Source organism: Mobiluncus mulieris ATCC 35243, from assembly GCF_000160615.1.
In the GTDB taxonomy this organism is placed as follows: Bacteria; Actinomycetota; Actinomycetes; order Actinomycetales; family Actinomycetaceae; genus Mobiluncus; species Mobiluncus mulieris.
In genome coordinates this window covers 630,618-656,221 of record NZ_GG668519.1, presented here as the reverse complement: position 1 = coordinate 656,221, position 25,604 = coordinate 630,618, and the positions used below count along the sequence as shown (strand labels likewise).

The 25,604-nt window shown below is 54.7% G+C and carries 20 protein-coding genes and 5 tRNA genes; 17 read left to right on the top strand and 8 right to left on the bottom strand.

Going from position 1 to position 25,604, the window contains the following annotated elements:
• Window positions 1–260 precede the first annotated feature (260 nt).
• Window positions 261–1,106, bottom strand: a complete 846-nt coding sequence (locus HMPREF0577_RS07940) for a Sir2 family NAD-dependent protein deacetylase (RefSeq protein WP_004013293.1) — start codon at window positions 1,104–1,106, stop codon at window positions 261–263.
• 74 nt (window positions 1,107–1,180) lie between these two features.
• The gene (gene rsmI, locus HMPREF0577_RS07935) at window positions 1,181–2,053 is read right to left on the bottom strand and encodes a 16S rRNA (cytidine(1402)-2'-O)-methyltransferase (RefSeq protein WP_004013292.1); all 873 of its coding nucleotides are present in this window, start codon (window positions 2,051–2,053) and stop codon (window positions 1,181–1,183) included.
• Between the two features lie 74 nt (window positions 2,054–2,127).
• On the opposite strand from rsmI, the gene HMPREF0577_RS07930 reads away from it, so the two are divergent.
• The 6 genes from HMPREF0577_RS07930 to HMPREF0577_RS07905 all read left to right on the top strand — a co-directional run bounded on the left by HMPREF0577_RS07930 (window position 2,128) and on the right by HMPREF0577_RS07905 (window position 9,945).
• On the top strand, window positions 2,128–3,906 hold the full coding sequence (locus tag HMPREF0577_RS07930; RefSeq protein ID WP_004013992.1) for a dolichyl-phosphate-mannose--protein mannosyltransferase: 1,779 nt from the start codon (window positions 2,128–2,130) through the stop codon (window positions 3,904–3,906).
• A gap of 15 nt (window positions 3,907–3,921) precedes the next feature.
• Window positions 3,922–5,736: a methionine--tRNA ligase gene (gene metG, locus HMPREF0577_RS07925; RefSeq protein ID WP_004013290.1), complete on the top strand. Its 1,815-nt coding sequence runs from the start codon at window positions 3,922–3,924 to the stop codon at window positions 5,734–5,736.
• 7 nt (window positions 5,737–5,743) lie between these two features.
• Window positions 5,744–6,724: a TatD family hydrolase gene (locus HMPREF0577_RS07920; protein WP_004013289.1), complete on the top strand. Its 981-nt coding sequence runs from the start codon at window positions 5,744–5,746 to the stop codon at window positions 6,722–6,724.
• 83 nt (window positions 6,725–6,807) lie between these two features.
• Complete coding sequence (locus HMPREF0577_RS07915) at window positions 6,808–7,980, top strand: resuscitation-promoting factor (RefSeq protein WP_004013288.1); 1,173 nt, start codon at window positions 6,808–6,810, stop codon at window positions 7,978–7,980.
• A 22-nt stretch (window positions 7,981–8,002) separates the two neighbouring features.
• Window positions 8,003–8,914 (top strand): 16S rRNA (adenine(1518)-N(6)/adenine(1519)-N(6))-dimethyltransferase RsmA, encoded by a 912-nt coding sequence (gene rsmA / locus HMPREF0577_RS07910; protein WP_004013287.1) that lies wholly within the window; start codon window positions 8,003–8,005, stop codon window positions 8,912–8,914.
• An 11-nt stretch (window positions 8,915–8,925) separates the two neighbouring features.
• Window positions 8,926–9,945 carry a 4-(cytidine 5'-diphospho)-2-C-methyl-D-erythritol kinase gene (locus tag HMPREF0577_RS07905; RefSeq protein WP_218563544.1) on the top strand — a complete coding sequence of 340 codons (1,020 nt, stop codon included), beginning with the start codon at window positions 8,926–8,928 and terminating at the stop codon, window positions 9,943–9,945.
• Here the strand turns inward: HMPREF0577_RS07905 and HMPREF0577_RS07900 are convergent.
• Window positions 9,939–10,460: a MarR family winged helix-turn-helix transcriptional regulator gene (locus HMPREF0577_RS07900; protein ID WP_004013285.1), complete on the bottom strand. Its 522-nt coding sequence runs from the start codon at window positions 10,458–10,460 to the stop codon at window positions 9,939–9,941. The genes HMPREF0577_RS07905 and HMPREF0577_RS07900 overlap by 7 nt on opposite strands.
• Before the next feature lie 146 nt (window positions 10,461–10,606).
• On the opposite strand from HMPREF0577_RS07900, the gene HMPREF0577_RS07895 reads away from it, so the two are divergent.
• The 3 genes from HMPREF0577_RS07895 to HMPREF0577_RS07885 all read left to right on the top strand — a co-directional run bounded on the left by HMPREF0577_RS07895 (window position 10,607) and on the right by HMPREF0577_RS07885 (window position 13,299).
• Window positions 10,607–10,677: transfer RNA gene (locus tag HMPREF0577_RS07895), tRNA-Gln, on the top strand.
• Window positions 10,678–10,782: 105 nt separating this feature from the next.
• Window positions 10,783–12,285, top strand: a complete 1,503-nt coding sequence (gene glmU / locus HMPREF0577_RS07890; protein WP_004013284.1) for a bifunctional UDP-N-acetylglucosamine diphosphorylase/glucosamine-1-phosphate N-acetyltransferase GlmU — start codon at window positions 10,783–10,785, stop codon at window positions 12,283–12,285.
• 42 nt (window positions 12,286–12,327) lie between these two features.
• Entirely contained in the window at window positions 12,328–13,299 is a 972-nt protein-coding gene (locus HMPREF0577_RS07885) for a ribose-phosphate diphosphokinase (RefSeq protein ID WP_004013283.1), read from the top strand.
• A gap of 32 nt (window positions 13,300–13,331) precedes the next feature.
• On the opposite strand, the gene HMPREF0577_RS07880 is transcribed toward HMPREF0577_RS07885, so the two are convergent.
• Window positions 13,332–14,078 carry a nitroreductase family protein gene (locus tag HMPREF0577_RS07880; protein WP_004013282.1) on the bottom strand — a complete coding sequence of 249 codons (747 nt, stop codon included), beginning with the start codon at window positions 14,076–14,078 and terminating at the stop codon, window positions 13,332–13,334.
• Between the two features lie 266 nt (window positions 14,079–14,344).
• On the opposite strand from HMPREF0577_RS07880, the gene HMPREF0577_RS07870 reads away from it, so the two are divergent.
• The 5 genes from HMPREF0577_RS07870 (at window position 14,345) to eno (ending at window position 21,306) form a co-directional block, all read left to right on the top strand.
• Window positions 14,345–14,971, top strand: coding sequence for a 50S ribosomal protein L25/general stress protein Ctc (locus tag HMPREF0577_RS07870; RefSeq protein ID WP_004013281.1), 627 nt, complete (start codon window positions 14,345–14,347; stop codon window positions 14,969–14,971).
• 78 nt (window positions 14,972–15,049) lie between these two features.
• Entirely contained in the window at window positions 15,050–15,673 is a 624-nt protein-coding gene (gene pth, locus HMPREF0577_RS07865; RefSeq protein WP_004013280.1) for an aminoacyl-tRNA hydrolase, read from the top strand.
• Between the two features lie 54 nt (window positions 15,674–15,727).
• Complete coding sequence (gene mfd, locus HMPREF0577_RS07860; protein ID WP_004013279.1) at window positions 15,728–19,246, top strand: transcription-repair coupling factor; 3,519 nt, start codon at window positions 15,728–15,730, stop codon at window positions 19,244–19,246.
• A 56-nt stretch (window positions 19,247–19,302) separates the two neighbouring features.
• Window positions 19,303–19,851, top strand: a complete 549-nt coding sequence (locus HMPREF0577_RS07855; protein WP_004013997.1) for a hypothetical protein — start codon at window positions 19,303–19,305, stop codon at window positions 19,849–19,851.
• Between the two features lie 174 nt (window positions 19,852–20,025).
• On the top strand, window positions 20,026–21,306 hold the full coding sequence (gene eno, locus HMPREF0577_RS07850; protein ID WP_004013277.1) for a phosphopyruvate hydratase: 1,281 nt from the start codon (window positions 20,026–20,028) through the stop codon (window positions 21,304–21,306).
• Between the two features lie 62 nt (window positions 21,307–21,368).
• Here the strand turns inward: eno and HMPREF0577_RS07845 are convergent, their stop codons facing one another.
• Both HMPREF0577_RS07845 and HMPREF0577_RS07840 read right to left on the bottom strand, forming a co-directional pair.
• The gene (locus HMPREF0577_RS07845; protein WP_248613760.1) at window positions 21,369–22,472 is read right to left on the bottom strand and encodes an endonuclease/exonuclease/phosphatase family protein; all 1,104 of its coding nucleotides are present in this window, start codon (window positions 22,470–22,472) and stop codon (window positions 21,369–21,371) included.
• Window positions 22,469–24,082, bottom strand: a complete 1,614-nt coding sequence (locus tag HMPREF0577_RS07840) for a mechanosensitive ion channel family protein (protein ID WP_004013999.1) — start codon at window positions 24,080–24,082, stop codon at window positions 22,469–22,471. The genes HMPREF0577_RS07845 and HMPREF0577_RS07840 overlap by 4 nt, the downstream gene beginning before the upstream one ends.
• 146 nt (window positions 24,083–24,228) lie before the next feature.
• Here HMPREF0577_RS07840 and HMPREF0577_RS07835 point away from each other — a divergent pair.
• From HMPREF0577_RS07835 to HMPREF0577_RS07825, 3 genes are all read left to right on the top strand, one after another.
• Window positions 24,229–24,301, top strand: a tRNA-Glu gene (locus HMPREF0577_RS07835).
• 28 nt (window positions 24,302–24,329) lie between these two features.
• Window positions 24,330–24,403, top strand: a tRNA-Asp gene (locus HMPREF0577_RS07830).
• 30 nt (window positions 24,404–24,433) lie between these two features.
• Window positions 24,434–24,509 (top strand) — tRNA-Phe (locus HMPREF0577_RS07825).
• A gap of 71 nt (window positions 24,510–24,580) precedes the next feature.
• Here HMPREF0577_RS07825 and HMPREF0577_RS07820 read toward each other — a convergent pair.
• On the bottom strand, window positions 24,581–25,195 hold the full coding sequence (locus tag HMPREF0577_RS07820) for an isochorismatase family protein (RefSeq protein WP_004013272.1): 615 nt from the start codon (window positions 25,193–25,195) through the stop codon (window positions 24,581–24,583).
• A gap of 206 nt (window positions 25,196–25,401) precedes the next feature.
• Window positions 25,402–25,474 (bottom strand) — tRNA-Lys (locus HMPREF0577_RS07815).
• Between the last annotated feature and the right edge of the window lie 130 nt (window positions 25,475–25,604).

Genomic DNA, 25,604 nt, shown 5'->3' with positions numbered 1-25,604 from the left:
GGCTTAGTGGACAGAAAGTGTTGATTTTTTCTTGGTTTTTCGTTGGTGTTTCAAGGGAAGATGGGATAAAAGTCGTTTTGACTTGACTTTTTGGTTGGGCAATTAGTGTTGTTTTGTTGGTACAGGCAGGGAAAGTCAGGTTTCATGCAGGTGGGTACGAAAACGAATCAAAAGCTCGTCCCGAGTGCGCCGTTGTCGCCCAGAAATAGTTCGTGGCTTCGGCGTTATGTTGCCGGTAGCGTAGTGCCCCCACCCGCAGGCTAAGCCCCCAGCAAATCCGCCAACCGGGTCAAACATTCACTGGCCCCGCCTTCGATACGCAAATCGGCCATGTGGTCGTACTGGGTACGACCACGATTGATAATTACTAGTGGGGCACCGTAAATTAAGCCTGCCTGCATTACGAAAGAGGCAGTGCCTACCACCAGTGAGCTGCCCACCACTAGCACCACGTCAGCTTCCGCTGCGGCCGCGCGGGCGCGATTCATGGTTGTTTCAGGCAACAACTGACCAAAAAACACTACTGCCGGCTTCAACAAACCCCCACAAGTCTCGCAGGGCACTGTGTGAAAGTTGCAAGCCAACGCGGCCTCGCGATCGGCTTGAGCCAAAATCGCGACATGTGCCGGGTCAAGATCCAAAGGGTAGTCCGGATTCGCCGCTGTGAGTCGTTCGTGCAGGGGGGCTCGGTCAGTAACTGCTCCGCAATCCACGCACTCGACCTTCAAGAAGGTGCCGTGCATCTCGAAGACAGTTTTGCATCCGCCCTTGAAATCGAGACCGTCTACGTTTTGGGTCGCAATTCCGGTCAACAGACCCGCGCGTTCCAGACGTGCTTGAGCCAGATGCGCCGGGGCAGGGTCGAGTTTCAGCATGGTCTGCCAGGTCTGATGGTTGCGTGCCCACACCCAGCGCTGCCATACCGGGTCGGAGACGAACTGGTCATATTCCACTGAAGGAATCGTGGTGTTGCCCTGGCCGCGGTAGTCTGGGATTCCGGTGTCGGTGGACATACCCGCGCCGGTTACCAGCACGGTCTTGCGTCCACGCATCCATTCGGCGAGGGTTTCCAATTGGGTTTCGGTGTGCGCGTCCAAGGGCTCCATAGCTTCAGTTTAGCCCGAGTGCGTCTTGGCAGTGGCGATTTCGGTGGCTTCATGAGGTGCCATCTGGAATATGGTCATGAATCGTGTCGGCGAGTTATGTGAGTTTCGTAGAGCGCCTTGGCTCCAACTTTGAACCACTGCGAGAGTAGTTTTGCTCCATCCTTAGCACGCATGCCATTTTGTACCAGCTGGTCAAGTTTTTCGAGAATCTCGGGAGTGATTTCCGCGGTCTCATGTGCCGGCGCACCGGACACCACCAAAACGATTTCTCCCCGGATTTCATCCCTTGAAGCCAAATTAGCGTGGATTTCACCGAGGGTAGAACCCAATAGCTCCTCATGAATTTTGGTGAGCTCCCGGGCGAGCACAGCCGGGCGGTTCGCGCCGAAAATCTCTAGGAAAGCCACGAGAGTAGCGAGGACTCGGCGTGGAGATTCCAGAAAAATCAGGGTGGAAGTATCGGCGGATAGGGATTGTAACGTTTGGTACAAAGAAGTGATTTTACGAGGCAGAAACCCACAAAAACGAAAACTGTCGGTGGGGAGTCCCGAAGCTACTAAAGCCAGGAGCGGTGCCGAGGGGCCAGGTAGGACGGTGTAAGGCACGGCGGCTCTAGTGGCCGCGCGCGCAAGACAGAACCCGGGGTCGGAAATCCCCGGCATTCCCGCATCGGTTACCTGTAGTACTTTGGTTCCCTGGCGTGCTGCCGTCAGTAAATCCTCGGTAACTGCGACCTCATTGTGCTCGTGGTAGGCCAAAAGTTGCCCGGACAAGTTCAATTCTAAGCGCCTGGCTAAGTCCCGTAAGCGTCGAGTGTCTTCGCAGGCCAGAACCTCGGCTTCAAGCAGGGCTTGGACAAGACGCGGCGAAGCATCACCGAGATTACCAATCGGTGTAGCCGCTAAAACCAAAGACACTGTTTCGAAAGGACTGGGAAAATTCATCATTTCATTTTCCACGAATTAGCATACTGCCCCAAATTTCTGACTAGACTTGAAGAGTGAAAATGAAGCACCCCCCGATGTTCCTGCGTGCTGAGTTTGGGGCGTTGCCTCTTCCGAAATCTCCGGCGGCACGGTGGGGGTGCTACGGACCGCTAGTAGTGATGCTGGTGGCGTTTGCGTCACGATTGTGGCGACTGGGTGCCATCAAGACCCTGGTTTTCGATGAAACCTATTATGTCAAGGATGCCTATGGGTTGATTAAACGCGGTTACGAAGTACAGTGGCCCAAAGAATACGACGATATTTTCATTAGTGGACATTTGACCCTGCCTACCGAAGGAGCCTTCGTAGTGCATCCCAGTGTCGGGAAATGGCTGATAGGCCTTGGAATTGAGCTGCTAGGAAATAATCCCTGGGGGTGGCGTCTGGCCGTGTGCCTGGCCGGTAGTATTTGCGTTTTCCTGGTAGGGCGTATTGTGTGGCATCTGTTTGGAAATGGGAAAATGGCCACCTTGGCTAGTGTGTTAATGGCATTGGATGGAGTCCAGATTGCCCTGTCTCGCACGGCCATACTGGATATATTGTTGGAGTTGTTCATCCTGTTGGGGGTCGTATTCCTGGTTCGAGACCAGCTGAGCTACCGGCCGAAACTGTTGACGGCGCTGCTGAGGGCTGATGAGACCCGCCGTACGCTGGGATTGCGGGCAAAGCGTCCGGATTTGCGGCTGGCACCTCATGAAATCGCACCAACCCAAGCCGCCAATCTGATGACATCGAATCAACCCGAGAAAGTACCGGCGGCTGCTAACCCGGCGCGGTACCGGTCGCCAGCTGTAGCAATCCCCCAAGAAACCAAAAAAACATGGTCTTTCTCGCCCTTACCTAGGTCTTTCAGGAAGTCCCCCCAAGAAACCGAAAAAACCCAAAGGAAGGGGAGCCTGCTTGGACCCGTATTTTGGTGGCGCCCGTGGCTATTCGCTGCTGGAATAGCCTGGGGATTGGCAACTTCTGTGAAATGGTCGGGACTCTACGTGGTGGCAGTATTCGGGATTTTCGTGTTCATCCGCGAGCTTTCCGCCCGCTGGGCCACAGAACCTTACTGGATTAGCTCCTCGGTTCTGACTGGGGGAATCCCGGCCTTTTTAAACCTGGTGCCAATCACAGCGGTAGTTTACGTGGGCTCGTGGTTGGGATGGTTCCTAAACCCTAACGGTTGGGGGCACACCGGGGGCAGCGGGTGGCGCGACTGGCTAGAATACCACCGCCAGATTCTGAATTTTCACACCACCTTGGTTTCGGATCACCCCTATAAGGCCAGCCCGTGGGGGTGGCTGTTGCAGCTGCGTCCGACTTCTTTTTACTACCAGAAAGTCGCGGGAAATTGTGGAAAAGACCAGTGTATCCAAACCGTGACCTCGCTGGGTAACCCGCTATTGTGGTGGTTTGGAGCCCTGGCCTTAGTGGTGGTGATAATGGGCAGCCTTGTGTTCCTGGATTGGCGCGCGGGGCTGGTATTGGCCGGATACTTCGCGACTTTCGGCCCGTGGATGATTTACTCCAACCGTACTATTTTCACTTTTTACACCGTGGTGATTTCCCCCTTCGTGGTGTTGGCGGTGATTTATACGCTGGGAGTCATGATGGGACAGTGGCGTATCTGCAGCGACAAGAATTGGGTTGGTCGGTACAATTTGGTGCCTCGTTCTTTCCCCGTGAACCAGGTACAGATTTATTTGGGATTGTTTATAGTGGCGCTGATTTTTCTGGTGGCAGTGTATTTCTTTCCCATCTGGACGGGGATGACCATGCCGCAACACCAGTTTTATTGGCGGATGTGGCTTAGTTCGTGGATTTAGGCATAGGATTGAGCTATGACACATATACTCTCAGCCGTGGCCTGGCCTTACGCTAATGGGCCGCGCCACATTGGACACGTAGCTGGTTTCGGAATTCCTTCGGATGTGTTTTCGCGCTACATGCGCATGAAAGGCCATGAGGTGTTGATGGTTTCCGGGACGGATGAGCACGGTACGCCTATTCTGGTCGAAGCGGAAAAAGAAGGCTTGACTCCGCGCCAACTTGCCGACAAAAACAACCGGCTGATTGTAGAAGACCTGGTGCAACTGGGGCTTTCCTATGATTTGTTTACCCGCACCACCACAGGTAATCACTACCAGACCGTGCGTGCCATGTTTGAGGTGGTACGCGACAATGGCTACATGTTGGTACAGACTACTCGGGCAGCGATATCACCTTCTACCGGACGAACCTTGCCCGATCGATATATCGAAGGTACCTGTCCGATTTGTGGAGCTGAAGGGGCGCGTGGCGATCAATGTGATGCCTGCGGCAATCAGCTCGATCCTACGGATTTGGTTAAGCCGCGTTCCAAAATCAACGGAGAAACCCCGAAATTCGTGGAAACCGAACATTACTTCTTGGATTTGCCGGCTTTGGCTGAAGCCTTGACTAAGTGGCTCGACGAGCGGGAAGCCACCGGAACCTGGCGACCCAATGTGATTAAGTTTTCGAAGAACTTCTTGAAGGAAATTAAGCCTCGCGCCATGACTCGCGATATTGACTGGGGGATTCCCATCCCCGGTTGGGAAGATCAACCCAAACGGCTTTATGTGTGGTTTGATGCCGTGGTCGGGTACCTGTCGGCCTCGATTGAATGGGCTCGCCGCAGCGGAGACCCCGAAGCATGGCGCAAGTGGTGGAACTCCCCCGAGGCGCTGTCTTACTATTTCATGGGTAAGGACAATATTGTGTTTCACTCCCAGATTTGGCCCGCCGAGCTGTTGGGATATAACGGAGAAGGCAGCCGAGGGGGAGACCCGGGGAACTTGGGGCATTTGAATCTGCCCACCGAAGTGGTGTCCTCGGAGTTCTTGACCATGGAAGGCAAGAAATTCGCTACCTCTAAGGGCATCGTGATTTACGTGCGCGACATGCTGGAACGCTACCAGGTCGACGCGTTGCGATATTTCATTTCGGCGGCTGGACCAGAAAATCAGGATGCAGATTTCACCTGGGCTGAGTTTGTGCGTCGCACTAATGGGGAATTGGTGGCCGCTTGGGGCAACCTGGTAAACCGCACTGCTGCGATGATATCCAAGCGATTCGGCGAGATTCCTCCCGCTGGGAAGTTAGAGGGCATTGACCAAGAATTATTGGATATGGTCGCCACTGGTTTTGACACAGTGGGTGGGCTGATAGAGGCGCACCACCAGAAAGCCGCCCTGGGTGAAGTAATGCGTTTGGTGGGCGAGGCGAACCGATACGTGGCACAGACCGAGCCTTTTAAGCTAAAAGACGAATCGCAGCGTAATCGTTTAGGGACAATTTTGCATGTCCTGGCTCAGGTAGTCACCGATTTGAATTGCATGATGTCTCCGTTCTTGCCAACTTCTTGCAATACCATCGACCGGGTGTTGGGTGGAGAGGGTAATATCGCTCCGATGCCCCGAATTGAAGAAGTCGTGGATTTGGATGTTTCGAACGACGACGGCTCGCCGCGCACCTATCCGATTATCACCGGAGATTACACGGACACCCCCACCTGGGAGCGTCACCCGGTAACGGTCGGTCAAAAAGTGGCGAAGCCGGTGCCGGTTTTCGAAAAGCTGGACGAATCCGTGGTGGACGAAGAAATCGTCCGCTACGCGGATTTGCTGGGCAAATAGACCGCTTGTGAGTAAACACAAGCCGCGTTTGTGGCCCCCGGTTCCCCGGCCAGAACTCGCCCCCGCTGAGGGGGGAACGTTTGGTCGGGCAGCGTTGGTCGACAACCACACCCATTTGCCACTCCTTCCGGGAGAGTTTATTTCGGATACCTCGGGAGTACGGCTTAGCGCCGAGGAGCAGGTTCGCCGTGCCCGCATGGCCGGGGTGGAGGCGATGGTGGTTTCGCAGTGTTCCCTGGTAGAGGTACAAACCCTGGACGAACAGCGCGAAAGATTCGCACTTCCGATTTTCGATTCGGTGTTCTTCGCGGTGGCGATACATCCCAATGAAGCGCCGCACCACGAGGGTATTCTCGAAACCGGGCCAGATAACGTCGCTCAAATCCGCGAGGCTTGGCAGGAAGTTCCCCTGGCAGATGCCTTGACTGCAGTGGAACAAGCCGCGCGTCGCATAGACAAAGTCGTGGCAATCGGTGAGACCGGCCTGGACTATTTCCGCACCGCTGAGGTTGGGAAAGATGCCCAAAAACAGTCCTTTGCGGCGCATATAGAGTTGGCCAAATCCCTGGATTTGCCCCTGCAGATTCACGACCGCGAGGCGCATGCGGACTGCGTGGAATTATTGCTCCGGGTGGGGGCTCCGCGCCGCACCGTGTTTCACTGTTTTTCGGGCGACCGGGAGTTGGCAGAAATTCTGTCTGCGAACGGGTGGTACGCCAGTTTCGCCGGCAATGTTACCTATCCTGCCAACCGTGACTTACAGGAGGCGGTCTTGGTGATGCCCCGCGAGCTATGTTTGGTGGAAACCGATGCGCCATATTTGACCCCGCAGCCCTACCGGGGCCGACCCAACGCGTCTTATTTAGTCGGGCACACAGCGGATTTCTTAGCGCAACTTGCGGGGGTGGATTCGGATACCCTGCGCTGTCAAATCTGTGAAAATGCCGGGGAAGTCTATGGAATTGGCTTAAAAAACTCCGAAAAGTGAGAAAGTAGTGACAGCTGTTAACTAATGTGGCAAAATAGATAACGATTTGGATAATTTTATAACGTTTTGGTAACATTTCACCGATGCGAAAGATGACTAAGTTGATACGTAAAATTACTCCCCGTGCTCCGCGCCACCTCTCTGCTGACGCGGTGGCATCGCGTTCCCAACATCTCTTGGTTGTGATGCTGGCGGCTTTGCTGATGATTGCGGTGGTCGCTGCCGGGATTGGCACCGCCTTTGCCCTCGCGCGTAAGTCAGTGAACCTGAACTTGGACGGGAAAACCAAGATTCTGTACTCGTGGGGTGCGACCGTGGCTGATGCCTTGAAGGAAAATAAGATTTCCCTTGACGAACAAGACAAAGTTGAGCCTAGCCGCGCTGCTGCCCTGAAAAACGGGATGACCATCAAGATTCAATCTTCCCGCGAGGTTACCGTGGATTTGAACGGGCAGGAAGCCAGTGCTGCCACCACTGAACTCAGCGCAGCGGCTGCAATTAAGGCCAATTGGCCTGATAAAGAGGTTGTGTTTAAGGCTACGGCGGGTAAAGACCATCACGGCAATCCCCTGCCTTTGTTCGCGCCGGGAGATAAACTGCAACTGGTTGCGGATGGAAACACCCAGGAGATTAGCGCACTTACCGGTGAAAATAGCGCGGATATTTTGCAGCGGGCAAAGCTTAACGTGGGGGAAAAAGATATCCTGACCGTCAAGTTCTCGCCCCAGAACCTGCCCTTGATTCAAGTCCAGCGGGTCACTGAGGAACAGGTTAGCCTCAAGGAGCCGATTCCCTTCCAGACCGAAACCACTAAGGACGACTCCAAATATCAGGGAGATAAAACCGTGACCCAAAAAGGCGAGAACGGAGAGAAAGAAATCGTGAAACTCGTGCGCTCTGTTGATGGCCAAGTGCAGTCGGAAACCGTGCAAAGCGAGAAAATCCTGGCGCAGCCTGTCAGCCAGAAAGTTACGGTGGGAACCAAAGAACGTCCCGCTGCCGCCGCGATTCCGGTGGGCGATGACGTGTGGTCCAAACTGGCTTTTTGTGAGTCCGGGGGACGTCCCGGCACTAATACTGGCAACGGTTTCTATGGCATGTACCAGTTCACTCTCTCTACCTGGCTTTCCGTGGGTGGCAGCGGTCTGCCCAGCGATGCCAGTGCCGAAGAACAAACCCATCGCGCCAAGATTCTCCAGGCTCGCTCCGGATGGGGACAATGGCCGGCTTGTACCCGAAAGCTCGGGTTACGCTAAGACCCAAGCTAAACTTGAGCTTGTGACTGAACTGCTGGGGACTCGAGACATTCGTGAGCTGTGCCTGGCGCTAGACATTAAACCCTCTAAGAAACGGGGACAAAACTTTGTGACCGACCCCGGCACGGTGCGCCGCATCGCTGCTGGGGCATCGCTAAGCTCCGCCGAGGTGGTGCTGGAAATCGGTCCTGGTCTGGGTTCCCTGACTCTGGCTTTGCTAGAGACTGGGGCACGGGTTATCGCGGTAGAGATAGATTCCCGTCTAGCTGCCGCTTTGCCCACCACTGTGCGGGTTCATGAGGGGCTAGTCGAAAATCTGTACGTAAGCTGTGCTGATGCGCTGCACCTGGATTCCACGTCGCGAGTAATGACAGATACTGGCTGGCCGCCACCGGTGGCCTTGGTAGCCAATCTGCCTTATAACGTGGCCACGCCTATACTGTTGCATATCCTAGAAGTTATGCCCGAAATTAACCGTGCCCAGGTGATGGTACAAGCCGAAGTAGCTGACCGCCTGGTCGCCAGAGTGGGGGATTCGGCATATGGGGCTCCCAGTGTGAAACTTGCCTGGTGGGGGTGCGCCCGACGTGCCTTTGGGGTGTCCCGGCAGGTATTCATGCCCATCCCCAATGTGGATTCCACCGTAGTGGAATTCCGCCGTGAGTCACCGCGTCTTTTCCCGGGTGTTGAATCCTTGAATGCCAGCGAGATGGAAGCCCTGCGGCAGCGTAGCTTTGAGTTCATTACGGCGGCCTTCGGGATGCGCCGCAAAACCCTGCGTCAATCCCTGGCGAGGCTCTGTGGTTCGCCAGATACGGCGGCCGGATTACTGGAAAAAGCCGGGATAGACCCGGGGCTTCGCGCCGAGAATCTGGGGGTGGCGGATTTTGCGTATTTAGCTCGGGTGGAATCCACGGAAACGGTGGGGAAATGAGCCAGCACCTCATGAAATCAAAACAAAACAACTGCACAGATAAGGTGCGAGGAGCACGAATTGTGGCGCAGGAACCCGACAGTGTTAGCGTGTTTTCTCCTGGTAAGGTGAATCTTTATTTGCGTGTCGGGTCGGTTATAGCCGATTCTGATGCCCCTCGCCACCAGCTGTTAACGGTGTTTCAGTGCTTGAGCCTGGGGGAGACCCTCACAATTCAGCCCCTTGGGATAAGTGGTACACAATCGGGAGGAAACACAATCCAAGATGAGGGAATTGATGCGGTAAAGACCCGGCTAGAGTCAGGGTTAGGCTCGGAAGAACATCTGGATGGGCCGGGGAACCTGGTGTATAAAACCCTGCGGTTACTGCGCGAAACCAGCGGGGTGGATTTTCCCCCCACCCAGGTTTTGGTTGACAAAAAGATTCCGATTGCCGGGGGATTGGCCGGGGGATCGGCGGATGCCGCCGGGACAATAGTAGGGGTGAACCGACTCTATCAACTAGGTTTGAGTCAGGAGCGCCAGCTAGAAGTGGCAGCGCGTCTTGGGGCAGATGTGCCCGCTTTGTTGCTGGGAGGCAACTCGGTGGGAACCCGCTTCGGGGACATCCTAGAGCCTTTACCGAACGGTACAAAACGGTTTTGGATTCTGGCGATTGCGAGTGCTGGGCTCTCTACCCCCCAAGTGTTTGGGGAACTTGACCGGCAGCGGGCTTTATCCGGAGCGAAGCTCCCCGTCCTGCCAGACTCATTGCCAAAGGAATTCTTAATGAAATTTGAAGCCCCAGCACGGGTGTTTGCCGCTGAACTGTACAATGAGCTGGAGGCGGCGGCGTTGCGCCTGCGCCCGGAACTGCAGGCTGTGAAAACGGCCGCTGTGCAAGCCGGAGCCTTGGCGGCAATCATTTCGGGGTCGGGACCCACGGTGGCCTGTCTGTGCGCGGATGCATTAGCAGCCGCGCAGGTTTACGCGGAACTTCAAGACAATCCCCTCGTGAAGACGGTGATAAAAACCACCGGACCAGATTATTGAGGATTGTCGAAAGAATACTGCAAACTCCGCAATAAATCAGCAAGCTGTGTTATGTCATCCTCTGACATATCTCCCAGCCAAGTCCGCTCAATCGCGAGCAACTCGGTAATCGCCGCGTCGGCAGACTGTTGACCAGCATCGGTTAGAGCCACCAAGACGGCACGGCGATCATCGGGATGGCGCAGGCGGGTAACCAGACCGCGTTCCTCGAGACGGTCAATTCGATTCGTCATTGTCCCCGAAGACACCAGGGAAAGCTGCATCAACGCTCCGGGAGTCAAGGCGAAAGGCTCGCCGGCTCGGCGTAGCGCTGAGAGCACATCGAAAGACCAAGGCTCTAGATTTACTCGGGAAAAAGCCGCCCGTCTGGCCACATCCAGGTGTCGTGAGAGGCGTGTTAAGCGCGAAAACACTGATAGAGGCGCTAAGTCGGCCTCGGGGATAAGATTCTTCCAGGCGCTGAGAATCTCGTCGACTTCATCGGAGTACGGTGCGTTTTTATCAACAGATTTCATAGTTAGTCGCTTTCAGGTAGCACTTTCCTCCCATGATATCTTGAGATAGAGATTCTTTAGTTCAAACTAGACTGTGGACTTGGGAATAAAACAGAAAAATGGCAAAATAGGAAGCCGTGGATGAAATCTAGGATTTCATCTCGCTTTCCGCCCTGGTGTAATGGCAGCACAGAGGTTTTTGGTACCTTTAGTCTGGGTTCGAATCCTGGGGGCGGAACTTTTTGTATCCCGAGTACAGTGTCGTCTCCAGAGGCGGTAGGATAGTTTTGTCCGAGCGCCGGGTCATACCCGGAGGCACCACAAGCTTTGAACGGAGGGCATTTTGACTCAAATCAGCACCATCGTTATCTTGGCGGCGGGTCAAGGAACTCGCATGAAATCAAAGAAAGCAAAGGTTTTACACTCTTTTGCGGGGCGAACCTTGTTGTCGCACGCCATACACACCGCTCAAGAAATTAAGCCAGAACGCATCGTGCTGGTAGTGCGACATCAACGTGACGCGGTAGCAGCCGAAGCGAAACAGGTCTGTCCCGATATAATTATTGCCGACCAAGACGAAATACCTGGTACCGGAAGAGCCGTGTGGTGTGCGCTGCAAAAACTCGAAGAAATCGGGCAAGGGCAGGAAGGCACCCTGGTGGTGACCTCGGCAGATGTGCCCCTAATGGAGTCCTCTACCGTACTATCGCTGGCGGAAACCTGTGAGGATGAGGGCTCGGCTCTGTGCTTGCTGACCACGAAGATAGCGAATCCTTTCGGCTACGGTCGGATTCAACGTATTGCCGGGCAAGTAGCGGGCATTGTCGAAGAAAAGGATGCTACTTATGCCCAGAAGCAGATTAAAGAAGTCAATGCGGGGATTTATGCTTTCGATACCGAATTCCTGGCGGAGGCTTTGCCGAAACTATCCGCTAGTAATAACCAGGGCGAGATTTACCTGACTGACACGCTGAAAGTAGCACGTGAGAACGGGAGAAGAGTCTCCTCTGTGGTGCTGGCTGACACAGCACAGGCTGAGGGGTGTAATGACCGGGCGCAGCTCGCACAACTGCGCGCCGAATACAATCGCCGCCGCACTAGGTATTGGATGTTGCACGGCGTGACGATTATTGATCCGGCCTCCACCTGGATAGACGCCGATGCCAGCATAGGGATGGATACGACGATTTACCCCAATACACAATTGCGGAAAAACACGGTTATTGGTGAGGATTGCCGAATTGGACCGGATTCCACCTTGATTGATGTGAGCGTGGGAGACGGGGCGGAAGTCTGTCGGGTACACGCGATTTCAGCTGAAATTGGGGATAGAGCCAATATTGGGCCTTTCACTTATCTACGGCCAGGTACCCGACTGGGACCGGAAACCAAAGTGGGCGGGTTTTGCGAAACCAAAAATATTGAAGTTGGACGTGGCACTAAGATTCCGCATCTGTCCTATGTGGGGGATGCTACTATCGGTGAAGCCACCAATATTGGGGCTGCCACGATTTTCGCCAATTACGATGGGGTAAACAAGCACCATTCCACGGTGGGCTCGTATTGTCGCACTGGGGCGGACAATGTTTTTATCGCTCCGGTGCATATCGGCGATGGTGTCTATACTGGTGGGGGGACTATTGTGCGTCACGATATTCCTGCCGGTGCCTTGGCGGTAAACCAGCTTGACATGCGGATTATTCCCGATTGGGTGGTTGAACATCGCCCCGATACGGATGCGGCTCGTGCTGTCACCGAAAAGATTGGAACAGTCGGTACAAATTCGCTCGAAGCTGAATCTACCGCCGAGAGTCTTGCCCCAGATTCTAATTCTGGGGACAAATAAATTACAACTACATCACAAGCAAGGATAAAGACAGGAATAGAGATGGCAGATTTGTTCGAAACGCCACGGAAACGACTGGTAATAGTCTCGGGACGTTCCCACCACCAACTGGCCGAGGACGTGGCGAAAGCCCTCGATACCGAGGTACTCCCCACCACCATCTATGACTTTGCTTCCGGGGAAATTTATGTGCGATATAACGAGTCCGTACGCGGTTGCGATGTGTTTTGCATCCAATCCATTTCCGGGGACGTGAATAAGTGGTTTATGGAACAACTGATTATGGTTGATGCTCTGAAACGAGCCTCAGCTAAACGCATCACCGTGGTGGCTCCGCTCTATCCCTATTCCCGGCAAGACAAGAAACACCAGGGGCGTGAACCAATCTCGGCGCGTCTTATGGCGGATTTGTATAAAACTGCGGGAGCCTCGCGTCTGATGAGCGTGGACATGCACGCCTCGCAGGAACAGGGTTTCTTTGTGGGCCCGGTGGATCATCTGATGGCCATGCCGGTGCTCATTGACTATGTGCGCACCCGGGTGGAGTTGAATAAAGTGACCGTGGTTTCCCCCGATGCCGGGCGTATCCGGGTGGCCGAAAAGTGGGCTAATCGACTGGGGGGCAATCCGCTGGCCTTTATCCACAAAACTCGAGATACCACCCGCCCCAATGTGGCGGTGGCCAACCGGGTCGTCGGTGAGGTCGAAGGACGCACCTGCGTGTTGGTAGACGATTTGATTGACACCGGTGGCACCATCGCGGAAGCCGTGGGGGTGCTCAAAGCGGCTGGGGCAAAGGATGTTTTGGTGGCTGCCACGCACGGAGTGCTGTCTGACCCGGCCACGAAGCGTTTGAGTGAATGCGGGGCGCGAGAGATTATCGTCACCGACACTGTGCCAATTCCCGCCGCGAAGCGTTTTCCACAGCTCGTAGTCTTGCCTATCGCCCCCCTGTTGGCGCGCGCCATCCGGCAAGTTTTTGAGGAAGGATCCGTTGCAGCGTTGTTTGAGTAGGACATCATGAGGTGCTAGTTCGGGTGAAAGCGTTAGCCCAGATGGAAACCCTGGGCGGCTAGCGCCGCCGTTAGTAGGGAATCCTTGTGGCTAAATTCCCCCATCTTTTTCACAATCTGGTTCGTGAAGGTGTCTTCACGTTGATTGGTCGAACGCAGGTCGTAGTATCGGTGCATTTCCTGGTCATAGGGGGCTAAAGCATCTATCCAGGAAACCGGAGCCTGGTAGGTATCGGTCATAACCCGTAAATCTTGGGGAATGCGAGGTTTGAGTTCGGGGCTCTGATTGGGGTAGCCCAAGACTAGACCCAAAACCGGGAAAGTGTATTGAGGTAGATTCAGGACAGCAATGGTTTCAGCCGGCTGATTCAGAATGCTGCCCAGCATGGTGGTTCCCAACCCCAGGGACTCTGCTGCGCTGGCCACGCTTTGGCACATCAGCACCGCATCGGTGAAGCCCTCACGGAAATAGTCCAGGCTGCCAGCCGTGGCCGGGTCATGACCAAGGTCTTGTAAAACCGCTGCAGCGCGGGCACAATCCGCAATAAACACCAGGTATTCCGGAGCTTTGGCCTGGTAAGGCTGGTCGCCAATTTCAGCTAAGCGTTGGCGTTTGGCTTGATCTTTTACCCGGATAATCGAGGCATTTTGGGTTGCCCGAGAGGTGGCGGTACGCATCGCCACCTCGAAAAGGGTGTGCATCAGATCTTCCGGAACAGGTTTGTTTTCAAACTTACGGATAGTACGGTGGCTAAGTAGAGTTTCAACGGTTTCATTCATAGGATGAGTATGGCATTTTGCGGGTGTTTGCGCCACATATTTTGAGGAAAATCCTCGCAACTGCTATATTTGTGGGGTTGCCTCGGCGAGGGGTTGGCTCCAAACAGATTGGAATCACACCCGTTATCGACGCGGCCCCTGGTTCAACTAGGGACGTCTCGCCCGCATTGACGGGTTTTTTTAATGCCCTCGGGCATGGGACGCTTTGGTTGCTTGACAGCGGTCCAGCCGGGAAAACACAGAAGTAAACCCCTAGAGGAGGACTAATGGCTGAAAAGCACATCTTGAAAGTAAGTGAACGCACCGAGTTTGGCAAGGGCTTCGCTCGTCGCGCTCGCATGAACGACCAGATTCCCGCCGTGGTTTATGGCCACGGGGCAGATCCGGTACATGTCGTTTTGCCATACCACGACACGTTTTTGCTGGTAAAGGACAACCCCAACGCGGTTATATCCTTGGAGGGCTTGAAGAAGCCGGCTATGGTTTTGGTTAAAGACATTCAGCGCCATCCCGTGAAGCGTAGCCTCATGCACCTCGACCTGCTGTTGGTGAAGGCCGACGAAAAAGTCAATGTGGAGGTTCCTGTGGTGATAGTCGGAGAACCCGCCGTGGGCACCGTAGCGAACCTGGATTTACTCCACGTCGAAGTCCTGGCACCAGTGGTAGATATCCCCGAAACCATCGAGGTGAATGTAGACGGCATGCAGGACGGCGAGGTATTGCTGGTCTCTGAGATGAAACTACCCGCCGGTGTCGAGGCAGTTACCGATGGCGAAACCGTGGTACTCTCGGTGGCTGTCCCACAAGAGGTTGCGGTTCCTGAATCCAGTGGAGAAGAAGCCGCTGGGGCTGAAGACGCCGCTGCAACTGAGGGAGCTGGGGAAGCCGAGTAGGGCGATACGCTTGGCTAAAACTGTACCAGTTGATACAAAATGAGCCCAAAACACGAGCCGCGTTTAGACCCTTCCCGTATGGAAGACGGGAAGGGCGCGTGGCTCGTGGTCGGATTGGGCAACCCTGGAATCGAATATGCCCAGACTCGCCACAACTGCGGATATATGGTCACTGACCGTTTCGTTGAAAGTGTCGGAGGAAAATATCGCAACCAGAGTCTGGGACGCGGGGGTGCCATGGCGAAAGTGGCCGATATTCGCCTGGGATACGGCATCGACGCGCCGCAAGTTATCGTGGCACATACCGGTACCTATATGAATACCTCCGGACCGGTGGTGGGGCAGCTGTTGAAGTTCTATCAGATAGACACGGCACATCTTGTGGTGGTACACGACGATATCGACCTCAACTTTCGTTGTGCCAAACTTAAAGTGGGGGGCTCGAACGGAGGGCATAACGGGCTGAAATCCATCCAGCAAACGCTGGGAACTAAAGACTTTGCGCGGCTGCGTATCGGGGTGGGGCGCCCCCCTAGCCGCGAGCTAGGCGGGGACGTGGTGAACTGGGTGTTGGGACGATTTCCGAAATCCGAAAAAGCTAACCTTGAGGAATTTTTTGACCGAGCGGTACAATGTATCAACGATGTTGCCGAAAGTGGCTTAGCTAAGGCACAAGCGCGGTTGCACCTAGGCAATCCCTGAAGAAATGCCCGGGATTACTTTAAGAAAAAATCGAAAACACAGTAGGGTGAAGCCATGAGTTTAAGGGGGCTATTAGACCTCATACCGAGCCAGGCATATCAAGCGGCTTCGGAAATAGTGGCACCCAGCGGGTTTTATGCCCCGCTTATAGCCGGACTACCTCCGCTTGCTTTAACTGTAATCTTGACACCTAGCGGACGAGGAGCCGAAGAATTAGCTCGGGATTTATCCTGTTGGACTCGGGGGGTAGAAGTTTTCCCAGATTGGGAAACCCTGCCCCATGAAAGACTCTCGCCCCGCACCGACACGATGGCACGTCGCATCTGGGCACTGCATCGACTCACCCACCCGGAAGCTTTTGGAACAGAAGGTACAAACTCGGAGGTGGGGGAAAGCGCCGAACACAATCCCATCAAATTCCTGGTGGTACCCATGCGCGCCGCGTTGGCTCCGGTCAACACAAAAATTCTTAGCTATCCACTGTTTAAAGCCCAGGTCGGAAAGGCTTACGGCCGCGACGAGATGTCTCGAGACCTCGCGGCTTTGGGCTATGAACGTACCGAATTAGTTGTGACTCGAGGTCAGTACTCTTTGCGTGGCGGAATCGTGGATGTGTTTTCTGCGGTTAGCCCTCACCCGGTGCGCATCGAACTTTTTGGGGATGAAATCGATTCCATCCGTCCCTTTGCGGTTTCCGATCAGCGCACTTTTAACCAAGAGTTCCAATCGGTCACTGCTCCAGCGTGTCGCGAGTTCCTCCTCGACGAAACCGCACGTGTTCACGCCGCCAGTCTAGCTGCACAACTGCCCCAGGCTGCCGAGATTCTTAACCTAGCGGCGCAAGGAATATACTCCGAAGGTTTAGAATCACTCGGTGCTTTACTGGGGGCCGAGATGAAGCCACTCTTCGAACTACTGCCACCCGGCGCGAGACTGGTCGCCACCGATTTACCCCGACTCGAGGCGCGCGCCGTGGAACTGGGCGAGACCACGGCGGAATTTTTAGCCGCTTCCTGGTCGGCCGCCGCTGATGGATCCGAGATTCCCCTTGAGATAAACACCGCCTCTTTCCTCGACTTGGATGCCCTGCGTGTATCCGAAGCCAAGGCAGGAATGAAAACCTTGCGAATATCCCCATTTGCGACTCATGAATCCGCCACTACCAGCGGAGCCGAAACCGTACCACTCCCCACCACCGGAGCAACTGGAATAATCAGTACAATCCGGGAACGAGCGCGAGAACACTGGACCGTGGTGATTGCCGCCACCAGCAACGGAATGGTGCAACGTCTCCACAGGCTGTTAGCAGAAAATGACATCCCCGCTCAAGTTAGCGCTGACCTTGATGCCGAACCCGAACGCAGTGGGAAAACCTGGGTCACCGTTGCGCCGATTACAGAAGGATTTGCGCTGGCAGAGGCGAAACTGCTGGTGATTAGCGAAGCCGAGGCCTTGGGGAAACGCCAAGCGCGCCACCACGAGCAGAAAGTAAAACTGCCCACGCGGCGGCGTAAAACCATCGATCCGCTCAGCCTCAGCCCCGGCGAATACGTGGTACACGCCCAACACGGTATCGGACGGTTCGTGAAACTGGAAAAACGCACTATCGGAAAAGGGAATAAAGCCACCTCGCGCGAATACGTGGTGTTGGAATATGCCCCTTCCCAACGCCAAGGATCCAAAGATTTACTGTGGGTTCCCACTGATTCCCTCGATATGCTGTCGAAATACGTGGGAGGGGAAACCCCGACGCTGTCCAAGATGGGGGGAACGGATTGGAACAAAGCCAAACAGAAAGCCCGGAAAGCCGTCAAAGATATCGCCCGGGAGCTGGTGCGACTTTATGCGGTGCGTCAATCCAGTAAAGGCCACGCATTTAGCCCCGACACACCCTGGCAGCGCGAGTTGGAGGATTCCTTTGAGTATGTCGAAACCCCCGACCAGTTGACCACCATCGATGAAGTCAAAGCCGATATGGAAAAACCGGTGCCCATGGATCGGCTGCTGTGCGGAGACGTGGGGTACGGGAAAACCGAAATCGCGGTGCGCGCAGCCTTTAAAGCCGTGCAAGACGGGAAACAAGTCGCGGTGCTTGCCCCGACCACACTGCTGGTCAGCCAGCATTTGGAGACATTTCAAAACCGCTTCGCTGCCTTCCCGATTACGGTGGCAGCACTATCACGCTTCACCACCGTCAAAGAAGCCACACGTATCAAAGCAGATTTGGCGGACGGGAAAATCGAGGTAGTTGTAGGCACCCACGCGCTTTTGTCGGGAAAAGTTCGCTTCAAAGACCTAGGTCTGGTGGTTATAGACGAAGAGCAACGCTTCGGAGTGGAGCACAAAGAAGCTTTGAAAGCGCTGCGCACCAATGTGGACGTGTTGGCTATGAGCGCCACGCCGATTCCACGCACCCTGGAGATGGCGATTACCGGGATTCGTGGCTTGTCCACTCTGACTACCCCACCCGAAGAACGTCACCCCGTTTTGACCTATGTGGGGGCGTATTCAGACCGACAAGTTGCGGCGGCCATTAGACGCGAAATGTTACGTGACGGTCAAGTGTTTTATGTTCACAACCGAGTACAAGACATTGCCCGGGTGGCCAAGCATTTGCAGTCACTGGTACCGGAGGCTCGCATTCGGGTAGGGCACGGCCAGATGCCCGAAACCCAGCTGGAACAAGTCATGATGGATTTCTGGAACCAAGAATTCGACGTGTTGGTGTCCACCACCATCGTGGAAAATGGACTGGACGTTACAAACGCGAATACGATTATTATCGACCGGGCGGAGCGGATGGGACTGTCGCAACTGCATCAGTTACGGGGACGCGTGGGACGCGGGCGAGAACGCGGCTATGCGTATTTCCTTTATCCTGGCGGAGATACCTTGAGCGAAACGGCTTTTGAGCGGTTGAAAACCATCGGCTCGAATACGAGCCTCGGGGCAGGAATGGCCATTGCCCAAAAAGACTTGGAGATTCGGGGGGCAGGCAATTTACTTGGCGGCGAACAATCCGGGCATATCGCCTCTATAGGATTCGACCTGTATGTGCGCATGGTTGGTGAAGCTGTCGCTGCCTATAACGGGGAAGAACCAGCCGAGGATACTGCTGTGAACCTGGAGATTCCCGTCGATGCCTATATTCCCGAAGATTATCTCGAAGCCCAATCGCTGCGCCTCGATGCCTATACCCGCCTGTCCAACGCCACCTTGGACGAAGAAATTGATCAGCTGCTCGACGAGATGGATGACCGCTACGGGCGGCCACCCAGTTCCGTACAGCGGTTAGGAGAGCTGGCTAAACTGCGAAATTTGGCGCGGAAATACGGGCTGCGCGAGATTGGGGTGCGGGGGAAGTTTATTCGTTTCACGCCAGTTGAACTGGCCGATTCCCAATTAGCTAGGCTGAAGCGATTGCATCCCGGAGCCATAATCAAACTGGCGACTCGTGAACTGTTCATCCCCAAACCAGTAAAACGCGAGGGGCTGTCGGAAACTCCCGTGGTAGATGTGGAACTGATGGATTGGGTTAGCGGGGTTATTTCGGCGATAATAAAGCCTTTTTGATAAAATTGGCCGAGATGTCAATAGCTAGAAACAAAGGTTAGAGGCAAGGAGACACAGTGAAACACAAACGGGTATTTCAAGCAGTAGCGACCGGGGTCGCGATAGCAGCATTAGGGATGACTCTGAGTGGCTGCGAGGCCAAACCGGGAGTGGCGGCCGTGAGCCAGGCTGGAGAAATCACCGAAGCGGAGCTGGGGCAAGTCTCTGCCGAGCTGGCTCAGATTTCACTGGTGGATCGGGCCACCGTACTGCAGTCCCTGCTGGCCTTGAAACATGGGGGCAAAGAAGCTTTGAAACACTGCCCAACGTGGGAAGATATCCCGGTGAAAGACTTTGAAATACCGGCGGGAACCGAACTGTCCGTCCAGACCAAAAACGTGCTGACCCTGAGCCTATGCCAGGCGGCAGCCAATCCGGCAGTAGCCCAAAACCTGGGACTGCCCGTCACCAACCCGAAAACCGCTGCCTTTTTGAACACGATTTTCAACTCCTTAGGGAATCCCGGGGTGGAGCGCTCGGCTCGAGAACAATACGGACTGAGTATTCTAGAGCAACAGATTCAACAACGGCAGGCTCAGCCGCGCATGGAAACTCCCCAAGAGTAAAGCATCGATAAATCTTGGGACTTTCGGCCAAAAAAGGCTGGGCTGTGAGGAATATGGTGAGAAGTACGTGATTTTGATTGGTTACTGCTGGTCAAAACCGGAAAAATGCACGAGAATAGAACCGGGTCGGAGAAAATTCTGGCCTGTGAAGAATCCTGACAGCTAGGAGTTAAATTGGCAATCATTGAAAGCATCTATGGTCGTGAAATCCTCGATTCCCGTGGCAACCCCACGGTGGAAGTAGAAATGGAGTTGGAAGACGGCACCTTTGCCCGCGCCTCGGTTCCTTCCGGGGCTTCTACCGGACAATTCGAGGCGGTGGAACTGCGTGACGGGGATAAGTCTCGTTACCTTGGGAAAGGCGTACAAAAGGCTGTCGCCGCTGTGAACGAGACTATTGCGCCCGAAATCATTGGCATGGATTCCTTGGATCAACGTGCCATTGACCAGGCCATGATTAATCTCGACGGTACCCCCAACAAGGGCAAGCTCGGTGCCAACGCCATCCTGGGAGTATCGCTCGTGGCGGCTCATGCCAGCGCGGCCTCTCTCGACCAGCAGCTCTTCGCCTATCTGGGCGGTCCCAATGCGCATGTCCTGCCGGTTCCGATGATGAACATTTTGAATGGTGGTTCGCACGCGGATTCCAATGTGGACATCCAAGAATTCATGATTGCGCCTCTCGGAGCCGCTTCCTTCAAAGAAGCGCTGCGGATGGGCGCCGAGGTCTATCACGCCCTCAAAGGCGTGCTGAAAGACAAGGGCTTGGCGACTGGTCTGGGTGATGAAGGCGGTTTCGCCCCCAACCTCGATTCCAATGCCGAGGCTCTCGACTTGATTGTGGACGCTATCTCTAAGGCCGGCTACCAGCCCGGCAAAGATGTCGCTTTGGCACTAGACGTGGCCTCCTCTGAGTTCTTTAAGGACGGCAAGTACCAGTTCGAAGGTGAAGGCCGCGACACCGACTTTATGGTGAAATACTACGAGAAACTCATTGCCAAATACCCGATTGTTTCCATCGAGGATCCCCTCTCGGAAGAAGAATGGGAAGCATGGAAGCAACTGACCGCCGAAATTGGCGACAAGGTGCAGCTGGTGGGCGACGACCTGTTTGTCACCAACCCGGAGCGCCTCAAACGAGGTATCGACAACCACGTGGCCAATGCCCTGTTGGTGAAGGTAAACCAGATTGGTTCGCTGACTGAAACCCTGGACGCCGTAGAGATGGCGCACCGCGCCCGCTACCATTCCATGACCTCGCACCGTTCCGGTGAAACCGAAGACACCACCATTGCACACCTGGCAGTGGCTACCAACGCTGGGCAAATCAAAACCGGGGCTCCGGCTCGTACCGAGCGCGTCGCCAAGTACAATGAGCTGCTTCGCATCGAGGACTTCCTCGAAGAAGCCGCAGTTTATGCCGGTCGAGATGCCTTCCCGCGTTTCTCGGCCTAGATTGGTAGTTGTACGCAATCATAAAAATGAGCCGCCAGGATTACCTGGCGGTTCATTTTTGCCTAGTGGGTCACCGGGCGAGGTTTGAGGTCATAGATCACCGCCAAGTGATTAGAAACCGGTAGCCGCAGCGCCCGGGGTGCGGCTACCGGCACCCAGCCCGCCGCTAGCAACTGATTAAAAGTTTTTTGGGGAACCTTGACTGGAAAAGATTGGGTCGCTCCGTGCCAAGAGGGACGCATTGTCTGATCTAGAAGACCTAAAGCGGCTGCGGCATCATCCGCATACAAGTTGAAATCCCCCGTCAACACTCCTGAATGCCGCGATAATTCCAACACGGAACGCCAGGCTCGACGCAACTGACTTTGTGCCGTACCCCGATGGGTGTCTAGATGGGTGTTCCCCACTGCGATGGTACCGAAAGGCGTCAAAATCAGGGCGGCTTGCAAAACACGCATTTCACCGGGAATCAGGCGCACCCCAGGCATCGCCGCCGGTAGGGACTTCAAACCCGTCAGAAACCCCTTGGAAAATCCGCGCCAAAACCCCGAACCCCACTGTAAACTCCACCGGGCGCGTCCCAGACGTTTCACATGCCAAGATTTCACCGGCCAGCGCGAGAGCATTGCGATACCGTAGCCGTTCTCGCGGGTAATATTCGTATGCACCGGCCGACGGCGCAGTCCGGACATGGCACCCGCAAAAGCCGCTGTCATGCGCCAATATGGCATGCCTATCGCATTAGCCAGGAACTCGGCTTCCGGTAAGTAGCCGGAACGACGCTGTCCCTTGTCGACTTCTTGCAGACAAATAATATCCGGGCGTAGCTCTCGCAACACCGCTGCTGTGTCCTCTAAGGCGCCAGCCGCGTTTACGGCTCGCGCCGAAGCGGTGCTCGGTCCAAACATACTGGCCAGAAAGTGAGCCCACCACTGACGAGGGGTGCTGTGCTGCTTTGCAGGTGCCACCAACCCCCCTAAATCCGCATCTGGCCATCCACTCGGGGGCTTGCCGTGGTGCAGATTGAAAGTAACAATCCGTAGGTAATCCGTTGACGCTAGCGGGGTGGGAGTTACTTGTTCGGGTAGCGGGAACCGGCGCAGCTTCATGCGTAAAGCGGCGGGGAGCTTCTTGCGGTTTCCGGGGTTAGACTTTGGGTTAGTCACGGCGCGTCCTTGGATGAAGTTTCGGATTCATGAGACGCTAGTTCGGAATTCGACGTAGATTTAGAATCGCGACTTGCGCCGGTGAGTTTTTCGCGGCGCTTTTCGGCATCCGGGGAACCCGAATAAAAACGTTCCGTGGAAATCGTGGTGGTGGGGGAGAATACCTTCGTTTGCGCCAAGTCAGAGGCGTCAAAGGCGGCGGCACTATCATCGGTACATTCATCAGTCTCGGCTGTAGAGAGATCCAAATCCCGCGCTTTGGCGCGCCAAGAACGTCGCTTATCCAGCAATTTGCGAGCATACTGTTCGAGAATTGGCTCACCATAAGGATCCGTGGCATAAGCAGCTTCCTTGCGTGCCTCGGCGGCCTCTTCGCGACGACGTGCGTTTTGCGCGTGATTCTCGGCGATAACCGAGTATCGCAGCTGACGTTCCATCGCAATTTTATCCGCCGGTAAAGACACCGTTTCAACCTGCTGGGGTTCCAAACGCTGTCGTGGGAGCGCATAGGGAGCCTCCGCTTGAATCCAATCAATTAAGTGTTCACGCAGGTAACAACGCAAATCCCATAAGTCCCCCGAATTTGGGGCGCTGACCGCAACCCGAACCACCATGCCATCCGCCGAAGAATCTGTCACCTGGACGTTTGCAGTGCGGCCATCCCACAAATCAGTGTCATTCAAGAGACGATCTACCTCGTTACGTAAAGACGGCACTGGTAGACGCCAATCCGCGTGAATTTCGACCGTACCCAGTAGCTGGGCATCGCGTTTTGTCCAGTTCTCAAAGGCATCTTCGGTGAACTTTTTGGACGGCAAGATTAGGCGCCGCCCATCCCACATCAACACCACCACGTAGGTCAAGGTGATTTCCTCGATGGTGCCCGACTCGCCATGAACCACCACCAAATCACCGACTCGAATCGAGTCTGAAAAAGCAATCTGGACTCCGGCGAACATGTTCGCCAATAACCCCTGGGCGGCGATACCAGCAATCAGTGAGATAATCCCCGCCGAAGCCAAGACCGAGCCCATTGCAACGCGCGCCTGGGGGAAAGAAAGCGCGATTACGCTCGCCCCGGTCACCGCGAAAAAGGCCTGGAGTACCCGATGCAACACCTGGGCTTGGGTCAGGAGACGGCTGGGTTTTTTGTCATTCTCGCGATGCGTTCGGGTGAGGTCTTCGAGTACCGCGCACAGGCGCATTAACCACCAGGTAACTCCCAGAATTGTGATAATCAACAGGGTGTGACCCACCAAATCTATCCACGCGCCAGGAACCCCGTGCATCGACCACAACCAGCCCAGATGCACTCCCAGCAAGAAAGCCGCGATACTGCCCGAAATACGTGAACGGCGTTCGAAGTATTTGATGAAAGGATGTAGTCTACCCAGCCGTCGTAAGAAAAACCACGTTAATTGGGTGGATACCAGCATGATGAACGCCCCGGTTGAACAGGATATAAGTGCAGCCACCACGTCTATGGAGGCCTCGATTACCTGGTCAACTGGGGTGGTGGGGGTGGGATTTGGCTGTGGAGGTACTTTGGGAGTGTCTCCACTAGTAGTTAATCCTCCGGGAAACAATGGGGAAACGGGCCAAAAACACATACCTAAAACCTAGCAGTTTTCCGGGGGAAAAGGACTTTGAAAGCCCCGGGGCGCGCTGTGTAACGGGTGGGCTCTGGACTCGATTTTGCGTAAAAGGGATTTATGCCTTAAACTATTTCAAGTCCTAATCCGAAAGGTTAGGCGACGCTCCTATCGTCTAGCGGCCTAGGACTCCGCCCTTTCACGGCGGCAACACGGGTTCAAATCCCGTTGGGAGTACCGCAGTCTGTAAAGACTGCAAGCGTTAGGCCCTGTAGCGCAGTTGGTTAGCGCGCCGCCCTGTCACGGCGGAGGTCGCGGGTTCAAGTCCCGTCAGGGTCGCAGGTTTGAGTGTAAATCGCTCGAACTGCTGGCTCTGTAGCTCAGTTGGCAGAGCGAACGACTGAAAATCGTTAGGTCACCGGATCGACGCCGGTCGGAGCCACCAAAAGTCCCGCCTGGCGGGACTTTTTAGGTTAACCTGACGGTTTTTGGATGGCATCTAACCTGGGTTACAGGTTATTTCTGGAGCGGTTGGATTTCTGTAAAGGCCTCGTCGCTGGGGATTTGGTCAATACCGGCCGCGCGCATTTCCTCGCGGGCAGCCTGGCCGAGTTCCTCGGATACCGGGATTGTCAAATCAGAAAATACCCGGGTCGGCCACCCTAAATCAATGGCATCCAGAGCCGTGTCCTTGACACAGTGCGATTCCGCAATCCCCACGATGTCCACTTCGGTGATTTCGGCGGCGCGCAGAATTTCCTCCAAAGTGGCACCATCTTTGTTAATCCCTTCAAATCCGGAGTAAGCCGCCGCGTATTGGCCTTTTTTCACGGATTCATCGATTGGTAAGGCGGCGATGGCATCGTGAACTTCGGCCTCAGGGGTGCCCGCCACCCCGTGAGGAGGCCAGGAATCAACGAAATCTGGGTCATCGGAAAAGTGAGAACCCGGATTAATATGCCAATCTTGCGTGGTGACGAGCAAAACGTATTCATCTTGATTTTCGGTAACGAAATCTGCGATTCTCTCGGCTACGGCGTTGCCGCCTTTACAAGCGAGAGCTCCCCCTTCACAAAAAGTCGGCTGTACGTCCACAATCAGTAAAGCACGTTTCCTGGATTTCTCTTCCATTGGTATTCCTCCCGTTTCTCGCTCGCCACCATTATAGGTGTTTCGGGAAAAAGAATTGTAGGTTCAGACAAGGGAAACCGGGGACTTGCACACATTTCAGCATAACCGCAGGCTAAGTGTCGCTTATCTAGTTGTTCTTTAGGTTTGGGGTGTTTCCCCGTTTTCGTGACCTTGAAATGCTTTGACCTGTGATTTTATCCATTTAGTAGGCCCAGGGGGGCTCGAACCCCCGACCCACGGATTAAAAGTCCGCTGCTCTACCAACTGAGCTATAGGCCCGAAGAAAGATTATAGCGGAAAGTTTGGCGGAACAAAACTGGAGGCAAAATTTTGGGGGTAAAAAATGCAGGTTGAGATTTCTTGGGCAGCTAAAATCACCCATATCTGAGTAAAATCTCGCATAATTGAA